The following is a 15533-nucleotide window of genomic DNA, read 5'->3' as shown; positions in this document are numbered from 1 at the left end:
GGCCGCCCCTAGCAGGCCTTCTTCGCCTGCCGCCATTTGTGCAGCAATGGCTCGGTATAACCGCTCGGCTGGCTTACACCCTTGAACACAAGGTCGCATGCGGCCTTGAACGCGAGGCTGGTGTCCCAATTGCCCGCCATCGGCTCATACAGCGGGTCGCCCGCGTTCTGTTCATCGACCTTGGCAGCCATGCGTTGCAGGCTGTCCATCACCTGCGCCTCGCTGCACACGCCATGGAGCAGCCAGTTGGCCATATGCTGCGAGGAGATGCGCAGTGTGGCGCGGTCTTCCATCAGGCCGACGTCGTTGATGTCGGGCACTTTCGAACACCCGACCCCGGCATCGATCCAGCGCACCACATAGCCCAGCAAACCCTGCGCGTTGTTGTCGAGTTCCTCGCGCACTTCGGCTTCCGACCAATTGGTCCCATCGGCCAAAGGGATGGTGAGCAGCGGGGCAAGGCCCGGTGTTTCGCCGAGGTCCTGCTGGATCTCGAAAACGTCTTCCTGATGATAATGGAGCGCATGCAGCGTTGCTGCGGTGGGTGAGGGAACCCAGGCGGTGTTCGCGCCGGAGCGCAAGTGACCGATTTTCTCGATCATCATCTTGCCCATCAGATCGGGCGCAGGCCACATGCCCTTGCCAATCTGCGCACGGCCCGAAAGGCCGCACGCCATGCCGATACCGACATTGCGTTTCTCGTATGCGGCTAGCCATGCGCTGCTCTTCATCTCGCCTTTGCGCATCATCGGCCCGGCGTGCATCGAGGTGTGAATTTCGTCGCCGGTCCGGTCGAGGAAACCGGTGTTGATAAACACGATGCGATCCTTCACCGCATGGATGCAGGCAGCAAGGTTGGCCGACGTGCGGCGCTCCTCATCCATCACGCCGACCTTTATCGTGTGGCGGGGCAGCGCGAGCAGATCCTCCACCGCATCGAACAGTTCGTTGGTAAAGGCGCATTCTTCCGGACCGTGCATCTTCGGCTTCACGATATAGATGCTGCCGTGGCGCGAATTGCCGAACTTTACCAATCCATCTTTCTTGGCGCCTTCGACATCGAGCGCGGAGATCGCGCTGGTGAAGACGGTATCCATGATCCCTTCTGGAATCTCTTCGCCGCCCGGTAGCAGGATCGCCGGATTGGTCATCAGGTGGCCCACGTTGCGCACGAACAGCAGGCTGCGGCCCATCAGCGCGTGCTGGTTGCCGTCGCCGTCGCGGTAGAGTTTGTCGCCATTGAGCGAGCGGGTCATCATCGCCCCGCCCTTCTCGAATGTGTCCTCCAGATCGCCTCGGATCAGGCCGAGCCAGTTGGTGTAGGCGAGCGTCTTGTCCTCGCCATCGACCGCCGCGACCGAATCCTCGCAATCGCAAATCGTGGTCAGCGCAGCTTCGACCACTATATCGGCAATACCCGCCTTGTCGGTCTTGCCGACCGGGTGCTTGCGATCGAACACGACTTCGATGTGCAGACCGTGGTTGCGGAACAGCAGACCCTGATCGGTATGCCCCACCCACTGGCTCTCGTCCTGCAGCTTGCCGTCATGCTCGTTGGCAAGATCGGCCCAGCTTTGGTCCACCAGTGGCAGCGCCGAATCGAGGAATTCGCGCCCGCGCGCGATCACCGCTGCGCCGCGATCCTCGTCATAACCACCGGGGCGCGCAGGCGGCGCATCGAGCGCATCGGTGCCGTAGAACGCGTCATACAGGCTTCCCCAGCGCGCATTGGCCGCATTTAACAGGAAGCGCGCATTCAGGATCGGCACCACCAGCTGCGGCCCCGCCATCGTCGCGATCTCGGGATCGACATTTTCGGTACCGATAGTGAATGTTTCCGGCTCAGGGACGAGATAACCGATCTGCTGGAGAAAGGCGCGATATGCGTCCGCATCATGCGGCTGGCCCGCGCGATCCTTGTGCCAGGCATCGATCTTTGCCTGCAGGTCCTCTCGCTTCGCCAGCAGTTCGCGATTGCGCGGCGCCTTGCTGGCGAGGAGATCGGCAAACCCCTGCCAGAAAACCGCGACATCGCGGCCCAGCGCCCGGAGCACCTGCGTTTCGAGCAAGTCGGCAAGTCCCGGATAAACCTGCAATCCGGCGCGCTTCACATATTCGGTCATTGGTCCTCGCAAGAATAGATTGCGCACAGCGATGCGCGGGGGGATTCATAACAGCAAAACCCGGGGAGGACAGGCGCGCTATGGCCAAGCTCGCCTGCCGATGCAACGCTTTCAGACCCAAGAATTTCTTGCCTGCCCTTGGACAGCCGCGTCCGCGCGGCTAGAGGCTGTTGCCAATGAAACCGGATACCGAACACGAAGCGCTGATCGCCCCGATCGATCAGGATGCCATGCTCGCCCAAGCGCGTGAGTGGAGCGCGATCAACACCGGTACCGCCAATCTCGAAGGGCTGGCTGAAATGGCCGCCAGACTGGCCGAAGCCTTCTCCGCGCTGCCCGGCGATATCGAGATGATCGACCCGGCCCCGGTATCCGCAATCGATCCCGATGGCAGCGAAGTCGACCGGCAATTCGGCCAGCATATGGTGCTGCGCGTGCGGCCCGATGCAGCGAAGCGGCTGCTGTTCACCGGGCATATGGACACAGTCTTTCCCAAGGATCATCCGTTTCAGGACCAGCAGTGGCTCGACGAAGAGACGCTGAACGGCCCGGGCCTCGCCGACATGAAGGGCGGTATCGCCGTTATCCTTCACGCACTGATGGCGTTCGAAACGAGCGAATGCGCCGCGAACATCGGCTATGATGTGCTGATCAATTCGGACGAGGAAACCGGATCGCTCGCATCCGCGCCGCTGATCGAGCAGCTGGCGCAGGGCAAATATGCTGCGCTCACTTACGAACCTTCCGCCCTGCCCGACGGCACGCTGGCCCATGCGCGTGGCGGCAGCGGCAATTATTCGCTCACCATCACCGGCAAGTCCGCCCACGCCGGGCGCAATCCGCAGGACGGGCGCAACGCGATCGTCGCAGCGGCCGCGCTGGTGCTCGGGCTCAAACAGCTTCAGACCGGGGAATGCCCGGTCAACCCGGCGAAGATCGACGGCGGCGCCGCGAACAATGTGGTGCCGGACCATGCCGTCTTGCGGTTCAACATCCGGCCCAAGAGCCCTGACGCTGCGGCGCAGTTCGAAGCCGGGCTGGCGGCGCTGATCGGCGATGTCCAGCAGACGCACGAGGTTTCGATTCACCGCCACGGCGGCATCACCCGCCCTCCAAAGCCGGTCGACCGGCGGGCGCAGAAACTGTTCGATCTGGTGCGCGACTGCGGGGCGTCGCTCGGTCAGGAAATCGGCTGGCAATCGACCGGCGGAGTGTGCGACGGCAACAACATCGCCGCCACCGGCGTTCCCGTCGTCGACACCATGGGTGTGCGCGGCGGTTCAATCCATTCGCCGGATGAATTCATGATCGTATCATCACTGCGAGAACGGGCGGCCCTGTCCGCGCTGGTGCTGCACAAACTTGCTTCGGGGGATCCGCTTTGACCTTTCGCCTGCGCGCTGCACGCGCTTCCGATCTCGAACCGCTGTATGAAATGGCCAAGCTGACCGGCGGGGGTTTCACCAACCTGCCGGCAGATCGCAAGGCGCTGGGCAGCAAGCTGGACCGCGCCGAGCAGGCCTTCGCGCGCGACGATGAAAAGCTGGGCGACGATCAATTCGTATTGGTGCTGGAGAACGCGGAAACCGGGGCTGTTCGCGGCACCTGCCAGCTGTTCACACAGGTCGGCCAGCAGTGGCCATTCTATTCCTACCGCCTCAGCACGCTGTCGCAGCATTCGCAGGAACTCGACCGCACAGTGCGCGCGGAGATCCTCGGCCTGACGACCGATCTGGAGGGGGCGAGCGAGGTCGGCGGACTGTTCCTCCATCCCAACGAACGCGCCGGGGGTCTCGGCCTGCTGCTCGCGCGCAGCCGCTACCTGTTCATCGCCATGCACCGCGCGCGGTTCGCCGACCGGGTGCTGGCCGAATTGCGCGGGATCATCGATGATCGCGGCGGCTCGCCATTCTGGGACGGGGTTGCCGGCCGGTTCTTCGGCATGAGTTTTCAGGAAGCCGATTATTTCAACGCCATCAACGGCAACCAGTTCATCGCCGATCTGATGCCCAAGCATCCGGTCTATGTCGCCATGCTGGATAATGATGCGCGCGAGGTCATCGGCTTGCCGCACCCCACCGGGCGCGCGGCCATGCGCATGCTGGAGAACGAAGGCTTCGCTTACGAAGGCTATGTCGACATATTCGACGGCGGGCCGACCATGCTGGCCAAAACCGATCAGGTGAAAAGCGTGAAAGACGCGCAGCATGCGGCAATCGAGGGGATCGATTGCGAGAACGGAGAGCGTTCGCTGATCGCCACCGGTCATCTGGCGACCTTCCGCAGCTGTTACGGCGAGCGCTGCGTCAATGATGATGGCTCGGTCACCATCGATGCGACGGCGGCCGAGGTGCTCAATGTGCAGCCGGGCGATATCGTGTGGAGCGTAGCGCGTTGAACAAGCCCGGAAATCTGGTCGAGATCAACTTCGATGGTATTGTCGGCCCGTCGCACAATTACGCGGGGCTCAGCCTCGGCAATATTGCCAGCGCAAGCCACAGGGGCGATCCGTCCTACCCGCGCGCTGCTGCGCTGCAGGGGATCGGCAAGATGCGCGGCAATATGGCGCGCGGGCTGGCGCAGGGATTTCTCCTGCCGTTGCTGCGACCGAACGAGGAAACGCTTCGGCGACTGGCGGTGAACCCGGCTGAGGATCGCGCCCTGCTGGCGGCGGCCTGGTCGGCCAGTTCGATGTGGACGGCCAATGCGGCGACGGTCAGCCCCGCGCCAGATACCGCCGACGGCAAGTGCCACCTGACACCGGCCAACCTCGTCACCATGGTCCATCGCGCGCAGGAATGGCGCGACACCAAGGCTCAGCTCGATATCGCCTTCGGCAATTCCGACCATTTCACCGTACATGACGCGGTGCCGCCCAGTTTCGGTGACGAAGGCGCAGCAAACCATATGCGGCTGTGCGAAGGGCATGGCAGTGCCGGAGTGGAGGTGTTCGTTTATGGCCGGCCGGGCGGCAGATTTCCTGCGCGCCAGCACGAACAAGCCAGCCGCGCTGTCGCCCGGTTGCACGGGCTCGATCCCGCACGCACAGTTTTTATTGAGCAGAACCCCGCCGCGATCGAAGCGGGTGCGTTTCACAACGATGTCGTCTCGGTCGCCAACGAGCGCGTCCTGTTTACTCACGAAGAAGCCTTCGCCGACCGCGACAGCGTATATCAGGCAATCCGCGCAGCCTTCCCCGCGCTGGAAGTGGTCGAAGTGCCGTCGAGCGCCGTCAGCCTGGCGGAAGCGATCAAGACCTATCTTTTCAACGCCCAGCTCCTCACCTTGCCTTCCGGCGAGATGGCGCTGGTTGTGCCGGACGAATGTCAGGAAAGCGCGAGCGTGTGGGCCTGGTGCGAAGCCATGCTGGCATCGAATGGGCCGATCCGGCAGGTGATCCCGGTCGATGTCCGCCAGTCGATGGCCAATGGCGGCGGCCCCGCCTGCCTGCGCCTGCGCGTTGTCGCCGATCCGGCAACGGTCGACCCGCGCTTCCTGCTCAGCGAGGCAAAGGCCGAACAGCTCGAAAAAGTCATCGGTGAATGGTGGCCCGAACAGATCGACCCGTCCGATATCGGCCTGCCCGAGCTTGCCAAAACCGTTCGAACAGCGCGCGGCAAGTTGCTGGAATCGCTCGATCTGACGATTCTGGGTTAACACGCTCGACAGCTCGTCGGGTTTGTTTACAATCCCTTGGACGTTAACCACCGTATCCCGCAGCGCCGTGGCGCTGGCATGGGGCTTGCAGTGTAAAATGTTAACAAGAAAGGGAGCGCATGCTGAAAAAGATCGCCAGGCTGTTCGTCATCAAGACGCGGATCGAGGCTTTCGTGATCATCTATGCGCTGGCGCTTGGTGCGACCGCACGCGGCGCGCAATATCTCGTGGAATATCCCGGCTGGGGCGGCAAGCTGCTGTTCCTTGCAACCACCGGCGCGGTGTTCCTCGCCGGCGCGAAGATCCTCGATTGCCTGAGATTTGAACGAGAACGGGAAGAGGCAAATAGTACCGTTGATTGTGCAGTCGGCCGGGCCGAGTAAGGAGAAATCGCGTGCGATATCTTTGTTTGACGTCACTGGCATGTATGGCGCTGACAGCATGTGGAACACAACCGGCGCAACCACCCGCTTCAGCCGATGAAACCGACCTTTCAGCTGGCAATAGCTCGTCGCCAGCGGCTCCTGAAGAAAGCGCGACCGTACCAATGACTGTCAGCCTGGGCCAAGCGCTGCGTTGTTCGCGTATTGGCGAGTTTGCCGTCAGTCGCAGCTCTGCGTTGAAGAATCTATCCTCCGACCAAGCGCGCTCGATTGCTCTCAAGGCGAAAAATGCTGCATATGCGGAAGGTGCGAAGCAGGATTTGACACCGGCCCAGATCGACGATCAGGAGCGGAAGATCTACCTCGGTTACGAAGGCGCTGCTGTGGGTGCCGTGTCAGCCTTCCGGAGAAGCAAGGAAGAAGAAGATGCCGCTTTTTCTGAAGCTGATCGCCGCACCCGAGCAGCCATTGAGCGTGTTGAACCCGAACTGAGCGCCGAATTGATTGAGATCTGCGCTCCACTTTTTCTCGGATAGCCAGGTCCCGGTTTCAACGCTGTCAGAAGGTGGGGGTTTCTGTTGCTAGCTACCCGCGCCGATCATTTCATGGGGGGAGGCCCGTTGTACACTCGGCAAACGGTTTACTTCCAACCAAGTGAAGGGTGGGGGGTTCTGTTGCTAGGCCCCCCCGGGCCCCCGGAATCCGCTTCTGTTGCCCGGTGGGTCCAACCGCGCTTTAGCTTTGTAAGATCAGGCCGTTAAGCCGTCAGATTACGCTGCAATTGCGAGTGCTTCATTATCATTGGCACTTGTGTGTTGTGAACAGTTTAGCGGGTTACTCAGCCCGGGTAAAAACTACGTCTTTCAACACACGTCGATCCTAGTTCGGCCCCATCAGGAACCCCGGAAATCCGGGGGTTTTGGTGGAGCCGCCGGGTACTGCCCCCGGGTCCGTTGTGTCTATTGCACGCAGCAATTTATCACCATAGCCCGCCGAAACGGGCAGGACCTATATAGGCCCCGCCCGCTTAATGTGAAGTGTATATGGGTGAGTGAGGGGGTTCAGCCCATCGGGCCGTTTTTCGGAGCGCCCGGCGCGCCGCCCTTCAGCGCATCGCGAATTTCGGCCAGCAGTTCAACTTCGGTCGGACCTGCGGGCGCTTCTTCTTCGGCCGGTTTTTCCAGCCGCGCTTTCACCTTGTTGGCATAACGGACCAGCAGGAAGATGATGAATGCGAGGATCAAGAAGTTGATGATCGAAGTCACAAAAGCGCCCCATGCCAGCACATTCGCCCCGGCTTCGCGCGCTGCTTCCAAAGTCATGCCTTCCTCGACTTCGCCGCTCAGCACGATGTATTGGCTGCTGAAATCGACATCGCCGAAAATCATCCCCACGATCGGCATGATAATATCGGCGGTCAGCGAAGAGACGATGACTGCAAAGGCCCCGGCGATGATGACCGCAACGGCCAGTTCCATAACATTGCCCTTGGCAATGAATTCCTTGAATTCGGTCAGCATGGTGTTCTCCCACAAATGCACGATTGTGCCGTGACTTCTGGCACCAGCTGTTCACCCTGCCAAGTGGGTGCACAGGTAAAATCTCATGCGCCGCCCGCTTCGCGCAGCCCCCTCAGTTCCTTGCGGATATCGCGCAGCACATCGAGCTGGGGATCGGTCGGCACCTTGTCGCTGTCGGAACTGCTGTCCATGGCCTTCTTGTCTTCCTCGATCGCATCGAGCACCCGGTTTACGCCTTTGATCAAGAGGAACAGCGCGAAGGCCAGAATGAGGAAGTTGACCATCTGAGTCAGCAGATCGCCGTAACCGATCATCGCCACCCCGGCTTCTTTCAGCTCTGCATAATTGGCGGTCGAGCCGGAATATCCTTGCGGAATGCTGCCAAGCCGGATGAACCAGTTCGAGAAATCAACCGCGCCGAACAGCCAGCCGATGAAAGGCATCAGCACGCTTTCCGTCAGCGATGTCGTGATCTTGCCGAAAGCCGCGCCGATCACGACGCCCACCGCCAACTGCAGCACATTGCCGCGCGAAATGAATTTCTTGAACTCGTCGAAAACGGACATGCTGGAAAGCTCCCTGTTGCCTTGCGGACCAACGGCAGGATCGCGAGCACGTTCCTTGAAAACGCTGTCCGGTGTGCTAACTAGATAACACAGATGATGCACGCGTCCCGCCGTGCGCCCAAGGGGAGTTTCTCAGATGGATTTCCACTCAGTCCGCCGGTTCGCGCTTGTCGCGATGGCATCGATCGGGCTTGCCGCCTGCGGCATCAATTCGGTCCCGACCAAGGAGGAGGCCGCCAAGGCGCAGTGGGGCAATGTGGAATCGGCCATGCAGCGCCGGCATGACTTGATCCCGAATCTCGTCAGTGTTGCCGAAGCCGCAGCAGTGTCGGAGCGCGATATCCTGACCGGCGTGATCGAAGCGCGGTCCAAGGCGATGGGCGTGAACATCACCACGGACGACCTGTCTGATCCCGATGAGTTTCAGAAGATCCAGCAAGCGGAAAACCAGCTGACACAGGCGATCGGCCAGTTCCGAACCGTTGTGGAGCAGTACCCGGAACTCAAAAGCAACCAGAACTTTCAGGACCTGATGGTCGCGCTCGATGAATCGGAAAACCTGATCAACACCGAACGGGTTCGCTACAACGAAGCGGCGCAGGATTTTAACACCACCATCCGCACGTTCCCTGACACCATCGGTGCCAACATCATTCACGGTGCCGAACCGCTCGAATATTTCGATGCGGAGAACGGAGCTGAAGACGCCCCCGATGTCGAATTCGACAGCATCACCGGCGGCGACAGCGCAGCGGAGTGACACCGGCGCGCGCCCGATCAGGGGCCGTCTGGCGGATGGCCTCGGCGGTTCCAGCCGGATTTCTGGCTCTCGCCCTGCCGCTGGCCTCTTGTTCTGCACAAGAGGGGGCCGCCGCTGTAAACGAAACGGACGCAGCGGCGAGCGACCTTCCTTCCGGCCCGGTGGCCGATCGGGCTGACATCATCCCGCCAGAATCCGAAGCGGAGTTGACGGCGGATCTGACGCAATACTGGCAGCGCAGCGGCACTGCGATTGTGGTCGCATCCTTGCCGACGCTCGATGGCAAGCCGATCGAACAGGTCGCGTTCGATACGTTCAAACGGTGGGGCATCGGTGACCGTGAAACCAATCGCGGTTTGCTGGTCCTGGTCGCTCCGAATGATCGGCAAATGCGGATCGAAGTCGGATGCGGTCTGGAAAAGCCGATCACCAACGAATTCGCCAAGACAGTCATCGAGCGGAACATGGTGCCGCCATTCCAAGCGGGTGATTTCGCCGGCGGGATCGAAGGCGGGGTGAATGCCCTCATGGCAAAGCTCGATAGCGCAACCGAGTTCGGACCAACCAGCGAAGTGTGCGTCAGATCGATGAAGGCAGCCGCATGACCCGCCTGTGGACATTCATAGCCATGGTGCTGATGGCCGTTTCAGCGCCGGTTCTGGCGCAAGACTTACCGCCGCGGCCCGATGGCCCGATTTATGACGGTGCAGACATTCTGTCCGCTGAAACCGAGTCTGCGCTCGACACGCGGCTGCGCGAGTATAACGCGCGAACCGGCAATGCGATCATCGTTGCGACGATCCCCTCGCTCGGAGGCGAGAATATCGAGCCTTACGCCACGCGCCTGTTCAGCACCTGGGGTATCGGCGGAGAAAAGCGCGATACCGGCCTGTTGCTGCTGGTCGCGCGCGATGATCGCAAAATGCGCATCGAAGTCGGTTACGGCCTGCACCCCTATTTCGGGGGCATCATGAGCGGACGTGTAATCCGCGAAACGATCACTCCGCAGTTCAAGGCGGGCAATTTCGACGCCGGTGTCACACAGGGGATCGACCGGATACTCGAGCACCTCGCGAAATCGCCGGAGGACGCCATTGCCATCGAGGAAGCGGCAAAAGCTGCCGAAGCCAACCGGTCCAGCCGCGAAGGCGGGTTCCCGATCGGCACGATTTTCTGGTTCGGGTTCCTGTTCTTTTTCTTCATCCTGCCGATGATCCGCGGCGGCAAGCGGCGGCGTTATCGCCGCGGCGGGGTTGGCGGTGCGGTCGGCAACATCATTCTGTGGGAAGCTGGCAAGGCGGTCACACGCGGCATGTCGGGCGGCCGGAGCAGCGGCAGGAGCAGCGGCAGGAGCAGAGGCTGGGGCGGCGGGGGATTCTCCGGCGGAGGCGGCGGAGGAGGATTCGGCGGATTCGGCGGCGGCATGTCTGGCGGCGGCGGTGCGAGCGGGGGCTGGTAGATGGCGCGTTATCTGGACGAAAAGAGCCATGCGATCGTCAGCGACGCGGTGCGCGAGGCGGAATTGCACACTTCCGGCGAGATCGTGACCGTGCTGGCCGACCGGTCGGACGGGTATTCGGACATCGTGCTTGCCTGGTGTGCATTGGCGTCCTTCACAGTGATGAGCGTATTCGCTGTCTGGCCCGACGTGCTGGTCGAGAAAGTTGACGGCCTGTTCGGCGGTTGGGGCACTCAATGGACAACGGCAGAAATTGTCACACTGGTTCTTTCGCTGGGCGTGCTAACATTCGGCCTGATGTGGCTGCTCCTCCAGTCCGACAGGCTGCGTTTTCTTTCCATTCCCGGCCCGGTCAAATCAGCCCGTGCGCGGCAAGCAGCGATCAAGCATTTCAAGGTCGGCGCAGAACGGCGCACGCACGGGCGCACCGGCGTCCTGCTTTATCTCTCGATGCAGGAACACCGCGCAGAGATTATCGCTGACGAATCGATAACGGAGAAAGTCGAGGCCGATGTCTGGGGCGAGGCGATGGCGGATATGCTGGTCGAGATCCGCCAGGGCGAGATCGGACAGGGACTCGCCGCCGGGGTACGCGATGTCGGCGCAGTCCTGTCACAACACTTCCCTCGCGCCGGAGAAGACGAGAACGAGTTGCCGGACAGGCTGATTGAAGTCTAACACGGCTCGCATGAGCAATCAGGATGCCGAACTGCCGGAAGAAACCGTCTGGCAGGGCAAATTCATCACCGCCAAGAAACGCGGTAAGTGGGAATATGCGGGCCGCGCTCGCGGTATTCGCGCAGCGGCCATCATCGCGGTCGACGAGGAAGGCTACGTCCTGCTGGTCGAACAGTACCGCGTGCCGCTTGGCCGCACCTGTCTGGAAGTACCGGCTGGCCTGATCGGCGACGACGACGGTAGCGAAGACGAAAGCCCGGAAACTGCCGCCGTGCGCGAGCTGGAAGAAGAAACCGGCTACACCGCCGCACATATGGAAAATCTGGGCGAATTCTATTCCAGCCCCGGCATGGTGAGCGAGAGCTTCACCCTGCTTCGTGCATCGGGTTTAACCAGAGTCGGCGAAGGCGGCGGCACGGACAGCGAAGACATTACCGTTCACCGGGTGAAACTTGACCACCTGCCGCAATTCGTTGCCGCATGGCGGGCAAAGGGTCATGCGGTGGATGTGCGCATTGCCATGCTGATGGCGGCGGGATTTATCGGAGAGGACAAGGCATGACAGGCAGAGTTGCAGGCAAACTGGCACTGGTAACCGGGGCCGCGCAAGGGTTGGGCGCAGCCCATTCGACGCTGTTGGCACAGGAAGGTGCGCGCGTGCTGTGCACCGATATCAACGCCAATGGTGCGGCCAACACCGCGCAGGCGATCAACGAGCGGTTCGGTGCAGGCACCGCTTACTCGATCGCGCATGATGTGACCAACGCATCCGACTGGGAGAAGGCCGTCGACGCCGCGCGCGATAACCTCGGCGGGCTTAACGTGCTGGTCAACAATGCCGGGATTGGCGTTGCGGGCAACATCGAGACCTGCAAATTCGAAGACTGGAAGCGCTGCTTTGCGGTCAATGTCGATTCAATCTTCCACGGTTGCCAAAAGGCGCTACCGCTGATGCGCGAACACGCGCCGGGTTCGATCGTCAACATTTCAAGCATCGCCGGCCTGATCGCAAGCGACACCATGCCGGCTTACAATTCTTCGAAAGCGGCGGTGTGGATGCTGAGCAAGTCGATTGCGCTGCATTGTGCGAAGCAGAACATGCAAATCCGCTGCAACTCGATCCACCCCACCTTCGTCGATACGCCGATCCTCGACGGGACAGCGAAGCATCACGGTCTTGAGAAGAATGTGCTGCTCGACAAGCTGGCGCGGCAGATCCCGCTGAAAATGGTTGGAGAGCCGATCGATATCGCCAATGCGGTGCTTTATCTTGCGAGCGACGAAAGCCGATTCATGACCGGCGCGGAGATCAAGCTCGATGGCGGCATTTCCGCGATGTAGGAATCAAGAGAGGGGCCGATCGGCCCCTCCCGGTTCTCATTCCTGGTGGCACAGCCGGCCCGAAAAACCGGGACGGATGTCAGGGGCTGCGCCTTAGTCTGCGATCAGGCCGATCGCTGCGTAGATGATGGCCGCCGTGCCGACACTTATCAGCGCGCCGATAACGAAACCGATGCGAACGAGCATGGGGTCGATCCCGGTGGAATTGGCGATACCGCCGCAGACACCCCAGATTTTGGCACCGCTCCGGTCGAGGCGAAAACCCTGGTTCGGGACGCCGACAGCGGGCTTGCGGTCGAGATTGTTCATGCCATCACTCCCGGCAGAATTACACCGTTGCTGACGGGCACAATCGCAGCGGCGAGAAACAGAGCCGAGACGGCGACCGATGCCACAGCAGCGAAAAGCTGGTTGCTGACATTCGAGAGAGTGAACATTTCAAAATTTCCTTGTTTAAGACGTGCAAGAGACGTGGTGGTTGCGGCGGTTCAGGCCATCACGATGGGGAGAACTGCGCCCTGGTTTGCCGGCATGATTGCGACGGCGAACACGAATGCCGAGACTGCGAGCGAAGTAACCGCAGCGAAGACCCGGCTGCTGAAACCTTCCTGAGTGAACATGATATTTCCTTTCTTCATCTGCCCTCGGGACCATTCCTTCGGACAAACAATACACTGCAGGAGGCGTGCCAGTTTTCTAATTCCGTTTTATAGCAAGGGTTTAGATATTTTTCACCCTTTTTCGAACCTTAACAGATACTGAATGTTGGTATTTTTCACCAACTGTTGGAAATCGTGCTTTCGGCTGGAATGAGCGATGCCGCACGGCTAGAGACCGGTCACCCTATGGCGCTCGACCGCATCACTCTTTCACGCTTCAGAAACCACGCTGAGACCGCGCTTGACGGTTCGCGCGGCTTCAATCTGTTGGTCGGCGAAAACGGAGCGGGAAAAACCAACGTCCTCGAGGCGATCTCGCTGCTGGCACCCGGGCGCGGTCTACGCCGTGCAGCGCTGGCGGAAATGTCCGATCAGGCCGGGGACGGCGGATTCGCGGTCGGCGCATCGCTTGGCCAGCCGGGCAATGCCGAGCCGGTCAGGCTTGGCACCTTTACCGAAGCACAGCAGCCGGGCCGCCGCCGCGTTCGGATCAACAGCAGCGAGACCAGCGCCTTATCCCTTGGCGAATGGCTCGCGATAGGCTGGCTGACGCCGGCGATGGACCGCCTGTTCATGGACAGCGCAGGCGCCCGGCGGCGCTTCATCGACCGGATGGCGCTGGCCTTCGATCCGGCCCATGCCCGCTACGCCACGCGCTATGAAAACGCCCTGCGCGAGCGCAACCGTCTGCTGTCAGCCGAACAGTCCCCCGACACCGCATGGCTCGACGCGATCGACCGCCAGCTGGTGGAGCACGCCGAAAATCTCTCGCTCGGCCGTGTCAGGACCATCCGGAAGCTGACCCGCGCACTCGAAGCACTGCCCGAGGAACCCTTCGCCCGCCCCGACATCCTCTACGCGCCAGTCGGACCAACCGATCGCGGCGATCTGCTCATGCTGCTGCAACAAACCCGGTCCCGCGATCGCGCCGCCGGGCGCACCCTGGTCGGCCCGCATCGCGACGATGTGAGAGTGACCATGGCGAGCAAGGCAATGCTCGCCGCCAATTGCTCGACCGGGGAGCAGAAGGCGATGCTCATCGCGATGGTCGTCGCTCACGCCGAACTTGCCTCGCAAGGCCGCCCCAATGTGCTGCTGCTGGACGAAGTCGCCGCCCATCTCGATCCGATCCGCCGCTCGGCCTTGTTCGACCGGCTACGAAGCAGCGGTGCGCAGGTGTGGATGACCGGCACGGAACTCGCCCCATTCGACGCCATCCGCGCAGAGGCCGCTGTGTGGCAGGTCGAGGGCGGCTCGGTCCGCCGGATTTAACATGCCGGGGCGTGCTGCCCGGCAGTTTCAGTCAAATCGCGGCACCGCAGCGCAGCCTGTTCGGCGAGGGAAGACACGCCCGATCGTCTCGCCCCTTTCCAGGGTCACAATCGCGCTTCCGGCCAGAGTGCGCGCGACAAGGTCGATCCACGGGACTGCGTACCAGTTGGAGCGCCCTCGGAAGCGGCAATGCTCGCTCCGGGCAGGCCGTGCGGCGAGGCCGCAATATCCGTTCCCTGGGCCGGATCGGAATAGGTCCGGTCAGGGTACTCCGCGTTCGCGAGCGCAGGGGCCGCAATCGCCTTGGTGAGCAAACACGTTACCAGCCGCACGGCACCCTCCAATCGGCGTCACAGGATGGTCGGTCCTGAAGTCCCGCAGCGGTTGTTCGCCCGATCTACTCGTCGGGCAAGGCCTCACTTACGGCATCCACTGTTCCGCCCACCAGCTGTTCGATCCCGCTCGGCGTCGGGTGGATGCGATCCCGCTGGAACAGCTCCGGCTCCTGGTAAATCTCTTCCAGGAAGAACGGGTAAAGCGCGGCGTCATACTCCTCCGCCAGCGCGGGATAGAGCCCGTCAAATTCGGCCTGGAACTCCCCCATATTGGGCGGAGCGCGCATGCCCATGATCAGCACCGGTATTTCCTGAAGCTGCAATTCATCGAGCATCGCCGAGAGATTGGCTCTGGTCTCCGACGGTTTCAGACCGCGCAGCAAATCGTTGCCGCCCAGTTCCAGAATGAACAGGTCGGGCTTCTGCTCCATCGCATCGAGCGTGAAGCCCAGCCGCTGCAGTCCGGCGGCTGTCGTATCCCCGGAAACGCCTGCATTGGTCACTCGGGCATTGACCCCGCGCGCCCGCAGCGCCGCTTCAAGCTTTGCCGGATAGCTGTCTGCCTTGTCGACATTGTAGCCGGCAAACAGGCTATCCCCATAGGCGAGGATGCGCCGTTCAGGCCCCATGACAGGCTGTTCCATCGCAGCTTCGGCAGCGCTCGCTTCACGCTGTTGCGGGACAGGTGCTTCGCTGCCGCAACCGGCAAGCAGTCCGAATGCGCTCAGGACTGGAACAATCGACCAAAGGCGTAGTTGCATCGGTGAGCCTCCTTGCTCG

The 15533-nt window shown here is 61.5% G+C and carries 19 protein-coding genes and 1 other RNA gene; 12 read left to right on the top strand and 8 right to left on the bottom strand.

Annotated elements, in window-relative coordinates:
* Positions 1 to 8: 8 nt before the first annotated feature.
* On the bottom strand, positions 9 to 2123 hold the full coding sequence (locus tag E0502_RS10050; RefSeq protein ID WP_137677876.1) for a malate synthase G: 2115 nt from the start codon (positions 2121 to 2123) through the stop codon (positions 9 to 11).
* Positions 2124 to 2299: 176 nt separating this feature from the next.
* Here E0502_RS10050 and E0502_RS10045 point away from each other — a divergent pair, with 176 nt between their 5' ends.
* The 5 genes from E0502_RS10045 (at position 2300) to E0502_RS10025 (ending at position 6699) form a co-directional block, all read left to right on the top strand.
* A complete protein-coding gene (locus tag E0502_RS10045) occupies positions 2300 to 3508 on the top strand; it encodes a hydrolase (protein ID WP_137677875.1) in 1209 nt (402 codons plus the stop codon).
* Positions 3505 to 4521 (top strand): arginine N-succinyltransferase, encoded by a 1017-nt coding sequence (locus tag E0502_RS10040; RefSeq protein ID WP_137677874.1) that lies wholly within the window; start codon positions 3505 to 3507, stop codon positions 4519 to 4521. Before E0502_RS10045 ends, E0502_RS10040 begins: the two co-directional genes overlap by 4 nt.
* Positions 4518 to 5780: an N-succinylarginine dihydrolase gene (locus E0502_RS10035; protein ID WP_192895951.1), complete on the top strand. Its 1263-nt coding sequence runs from the start codon at positions 4518 to 4520 to the stop codon at positions 5778 to 5780. The genes E0502_RS10040 and E0502_RS10035 overlap by 4 nt, the downstream gene beginning before the upstream one ends.
* A gap of 119 nt (positions 5781 to 5899) precedes the next feature.
* Positions 5900 to 6163 carry a hypothetical protein gene (locus E0502_RS10030; protein ID WP_137677873.1) on the top strand — a complete coding sequence of 88 codons (264 nt, stop codon included), beginning with the start codon at positions 5900 to 5902 and terminating at the stop codon, positions 6161 to 6163.
* A 44-nt stretch (positions 6164 to 6207) separates the two neighbouring features.
* Positions 6208 to 6699, top strand: coding sequence for a hypothetical protein (locus E0502_RS10025; protein ID WP_137677872.1), 492 nt, complete (start codon positions 6208 to 6210; stop codon positions 6697 to 6699).
* 161 nt (positions 6700 to 6860) lie between these two features.
* Here E0502_RS10025 and ssrA read toward each other — a convergent pair.
* From ssrA to mscL (E0502_RS10010), 3 genes are all read right to left on the bottom strand, one after another.
* Positions 6861 to 7204: a transfer-messenger RNA gene (gene ssrA, locus E0502_RS10020) on the bottom strand.
* 20 nt (positions 7205 to 7224) lie between these two features.
* Positions 7225 to 7683 carry a large conductance mechanosensitive channel protein MscL gene (mscL, locus tag E0502_RS10015; RefSeq protein WP_137677871.1) on the bottom strand — a complete coding sequence of 153 codons (459 nt, stop codon included), beginning with the start codon at positions 7681 to 7683 and terminating at the stop codon, positions 7225 to 7227.
* Positions 7684 to 7766: 83 nt separating this feature from the next.
* Complete coding sequence (gene mscL / locus E0502_RS10010) at positions 7767 to 8249, bottom strand: large conductance mechanosensitive channel protein MscL (protein WP_137677870.1); 483 nt, start codon at positions 8247 to 8249, stop codon at positions 7767 to 7769.
* Positions 8250 to 8385: 136 nt separating this feature from the next.
* Between mscL (E0502_RS10010) and E0502_RS10005 the strand changes: the two genes are divergently transcribed.
* From E0502_RS10005 to E0502_RS09980, 6 genes are read left to right on the top strand one after another with little or no spacing between them, the layout of a single operon-like run.
* On the top strand, positions 8386 to 9009 hold the full coding sequence (locus E0502_RS10005; protein ID WP_137677869.1) for a LemA family protein: 624 nt from the start codon (positions 8386 to 8388) through the stop codon (positions 9007 to 9009).
* Positions 9010 to 9044: 35 nt separating this feature from the next.
* Positions 9045 to 9614 carry a TPM domain-containing protein gene (locus tag E0502_RS10000; RefSeq protein ID WP_137677868.1) on the top strand — a complete coding sequence of 190 codons (570 nt, stop codon included), beginning with the start codon at positions 9045 to 9047 and terminating at the stop codon, positions 9612 to 9614.
* Positions 9611 to 10468 carry a TPM domain-containing protein gene (locus E0502_RS09995; RefSeq protein WP_137677867.1) on the top strand — a complete coding sequence of 286 codons (858 nt, stop codon included), beginning with the start codon at positions 9611 to 9613 and terminating at the stop codon, positions 10466 to 10468. The genes E0502_RS10000 and E0502_RS09995 overlap by 4 nt, the downstream gene beginning before the upstream one ends.
* Entirely contained in the window at positions 10469 to 11146 is a 678-nt protein-coding gene (locus tag E0502_RS09990; RefSeq protein WP_137677866.1) for a TPM domain-containing protein, read from the top strand.
* Positions 11147 to 11156: 10 nt separating this feature from the next.
* On the top strand, positions 11157 to 11708 hold the full coding sequence (locus E0502_RS09985) for an NUDIX hydrolase (RefSeq protein WP_137677865.1): 552 nt from the start codon (positions 11157 to 11159) through the stop codon (positions 11706 to 11708).
* Positions 11705 to 12487 carry an SDR family oxidoreductase gene (locus tag E0502_RS09980; protein WP_137677864.1) on the top strand — a complete coding sequence of 261 codons (783 nt, stop codon included), beginning with the start codon at positions 11705 to 11707 and terminating at the stop codon, positions 12485 to 12487. Before E0502_RS09985 ends, E0502_RS09980 begins: the two co-directional genes overlap by 4 nt.
* A gap of 93 nt (positions 12488 to 12580) precedes the next feature.
* On the opposite strand, the gene E0502_RS09975 is transcribed toward E0502_RS09980, so the two are convergent.
* The 3 genes from E0502_RS09975 to E0502_RS09970 are packed head-to-tail and all read right to left on the bottom strand — an operon-like array spanning position 12581 to position 13107.
* Positions 12581 to 12796, bottom strand: coding sequence for a PspC domain-containing protein (locus tag E0502_RS09975; protein WP_137677863.1), 216 nt, complete (start codon positions 12794 to 12796; stop codon positions 12581 to 12583).
* Entirely contained in the window at positions 12793 to 12924 is a 132-nt protein-coding gene (locus E0502_RS15200) for an enoyl-CoA hydratase (protein ID WP_192895950.1), read from the bottom strand. The genes E0502_RS09975 and E0502_RS15200 overlap by 4 nt, the downstream gene beginning before the upstream one ends.
* A gap of 51 nt (positions 12925 to 12975) precedes the next feature.
* Entirely contained in the window at positions 12976 to 13107 is a 132-nt protein-coding gene (locus E0502_RS09970; protein WP_240049013.1) for a recombination protein F, read from the bottom strand.
* A 225-nt stretch (positions 13108 to 13332) separates the two neighbouring features.
* Between E0502_RS09970 and recF the strand changes: the two genes are divergently transcribed.
* Positions 13333 to 14418, top strand: a complete 1086-nt coding sequence (gene recF / locus E0502_RS09965) for a DNA replication/repair protein RecF (RefSeq protein ID WP_137678773.1) — start codon at positions 13333 to 13335, stop codon at positions 14416 to 14418.
* A gap of 397 nt (positions 14419 to 14815) precedes the next feature.
* Here the strand turns inward: recF and E0502_RS09960 are convergent, their stop codons facing one another.
* On the bottom strand, positions 14816 to 15514 hold the full coding sequence (locus E0502_RS09960; protein ID WP_240049011.1) for an arylesterase: 699 nt from the start codon (positions 15512 to 15514) through the stop codon (positions 14816 to 14818).
* Positions 15515 to 15533: the final 19 nt, after the last annotated feature.

It is taken from the genome of Parerythrobacter lutipelagi, from assembly GCF_005434975.1.
GTDB classification, from domain to species: domain Bacteria; phylum Pseudomonadota; class Alphaproteobacteria; order Sphingomonadales; family Sphingomonadaceae; genus Parerythrobacter_A; species Parerythrobacter_A lutipelagi.
The sequence above is the reverse complement of the archived record's forward strand: the minus strand, read 5'-3'. Positions and strand labels throughout refer to the sequence as shown.

Excerpts from the sequence above, each read along its gene's own strand:
- E0502_RS10000 (WP_137677868.1), top strand. The coding sequence starts at position 9,045 with ATGGCCTCGGCGGTTCCAGCCGGATTTCTGGCTCTCGCCCTGCCGCTG.
- E0502_RS10050 (WP_137677876.1), bottom strand. The coding sequence starts at position 2,123 with ATGACCGAATATGTGAAGCGCGCCGGATTGCAGGTTTATCCGGGACTT.
- E0502_RS10045 (WP_137677875.1), top strand. The coding sequence starts at position 2,300 with ATGAAACCGGATACCGAACACGAAGCGCTGATCGCCCCGATCGATCAG.
- recF (WP_137678773.1), top strand. The coding sequence starts at position 13,333 with ATGGCGCTCGACCGCATCACTCTTTCACGCTTCAGAAACCACGCTGAG.
- E0502_RS09970 (WP_240049013.1), bottom strand. The coding sequence starts at position 13,107 with ATGTTCACTCAGGAAGGTTTCAGCAGCCGGGTCTTCGCTGCGGTTACT.
- E0502_RS09960 (WP_240049011.1), bottom strand. The coding sequence starts at position 15,514 with ATGCAACTACGCCTTTGGTCGATTGTTCCAGTCCTGAGCGCATTCGGA.
- mscL (WP_137677870.1), bottom strand. The coding sequence starts at position 8,249 with ATGTCCGTTTTCGACGAGTTCAAGAAATTCATTTCGCGCGGCAATGTG.
- E0502_RS09985 (WP_137677865.1), top strand. The coding sequence starts at position 11,157 with ATGAGCAATCAGGATGCCGAACTGCCGGAAGAAACCGTCTGGCAGGGC.
- E0502_RS10030 (WP_137677873.1), top strand. The coding sequence starts at position 5,900 with ATGCTGAAAAAGATCGCCAGGCTGTTCGTCATCAAGACGCGGATCGAG.
- E0502_RS10025 (WP_137677872.1), top strand. The coding sequence starts at position 6,208 with ATGGCGCTGACAGCATGTGGAACACAACCGGCGCAACCACCCGCTTCA.
- mscL (WP_137677871.1), bottom strand. The coding sequence starts at position 7,683 with ATGCTGACCGAATTCAAGGAATTCATTGCCAAGGGCAATGTTATGGAA.
- E0502_RS09980 (WP_137677864.1), top strand. The coding sequence starts at position 11,705 with ATGACAGGCAGAGTTGCAGGCAAACTGGCACTGGTAACCGGGGCCGCG.
- E0502_RS15200 (WP_192895950.1), bottom strand. The coding sequence starts at position 12,924 with ATGTTCACTCTCTCGAATGTCAGCAACCAGCTTTTCGCTGCTGTGGCA.
- E0502_RS10005 (WP_137677869.1), top strand. The coding sequence starts at position 8,386 with ATGGATTTCCACTCAGTCCGCCGGTTCGCGCTTGTCGCGATGGCATCG.
- E0502_RS09990 (WP_137677866.1), top strand. The coding sequence starts at position 10,469 with ATGGCGCGTTATCTGGACGAAAAGAGCCATGCGATCGTCAGCGACGCG.
- E0502_RS09975 (WP_137677863.1), bottom strand. The coding sequence starts at position 12,796 with ATGAACAATCTCGACCGCAAGCCCGCTGTCGGCGTCCCGAACCAGGGT.
- E0502_RS09995 (WP_137677867.1), top strand. The coding sequence starts at position 9,611 with ATGACCCGCCTGTGGACATTCATAGCCATGGTGCTGATGGCCGTTTCA.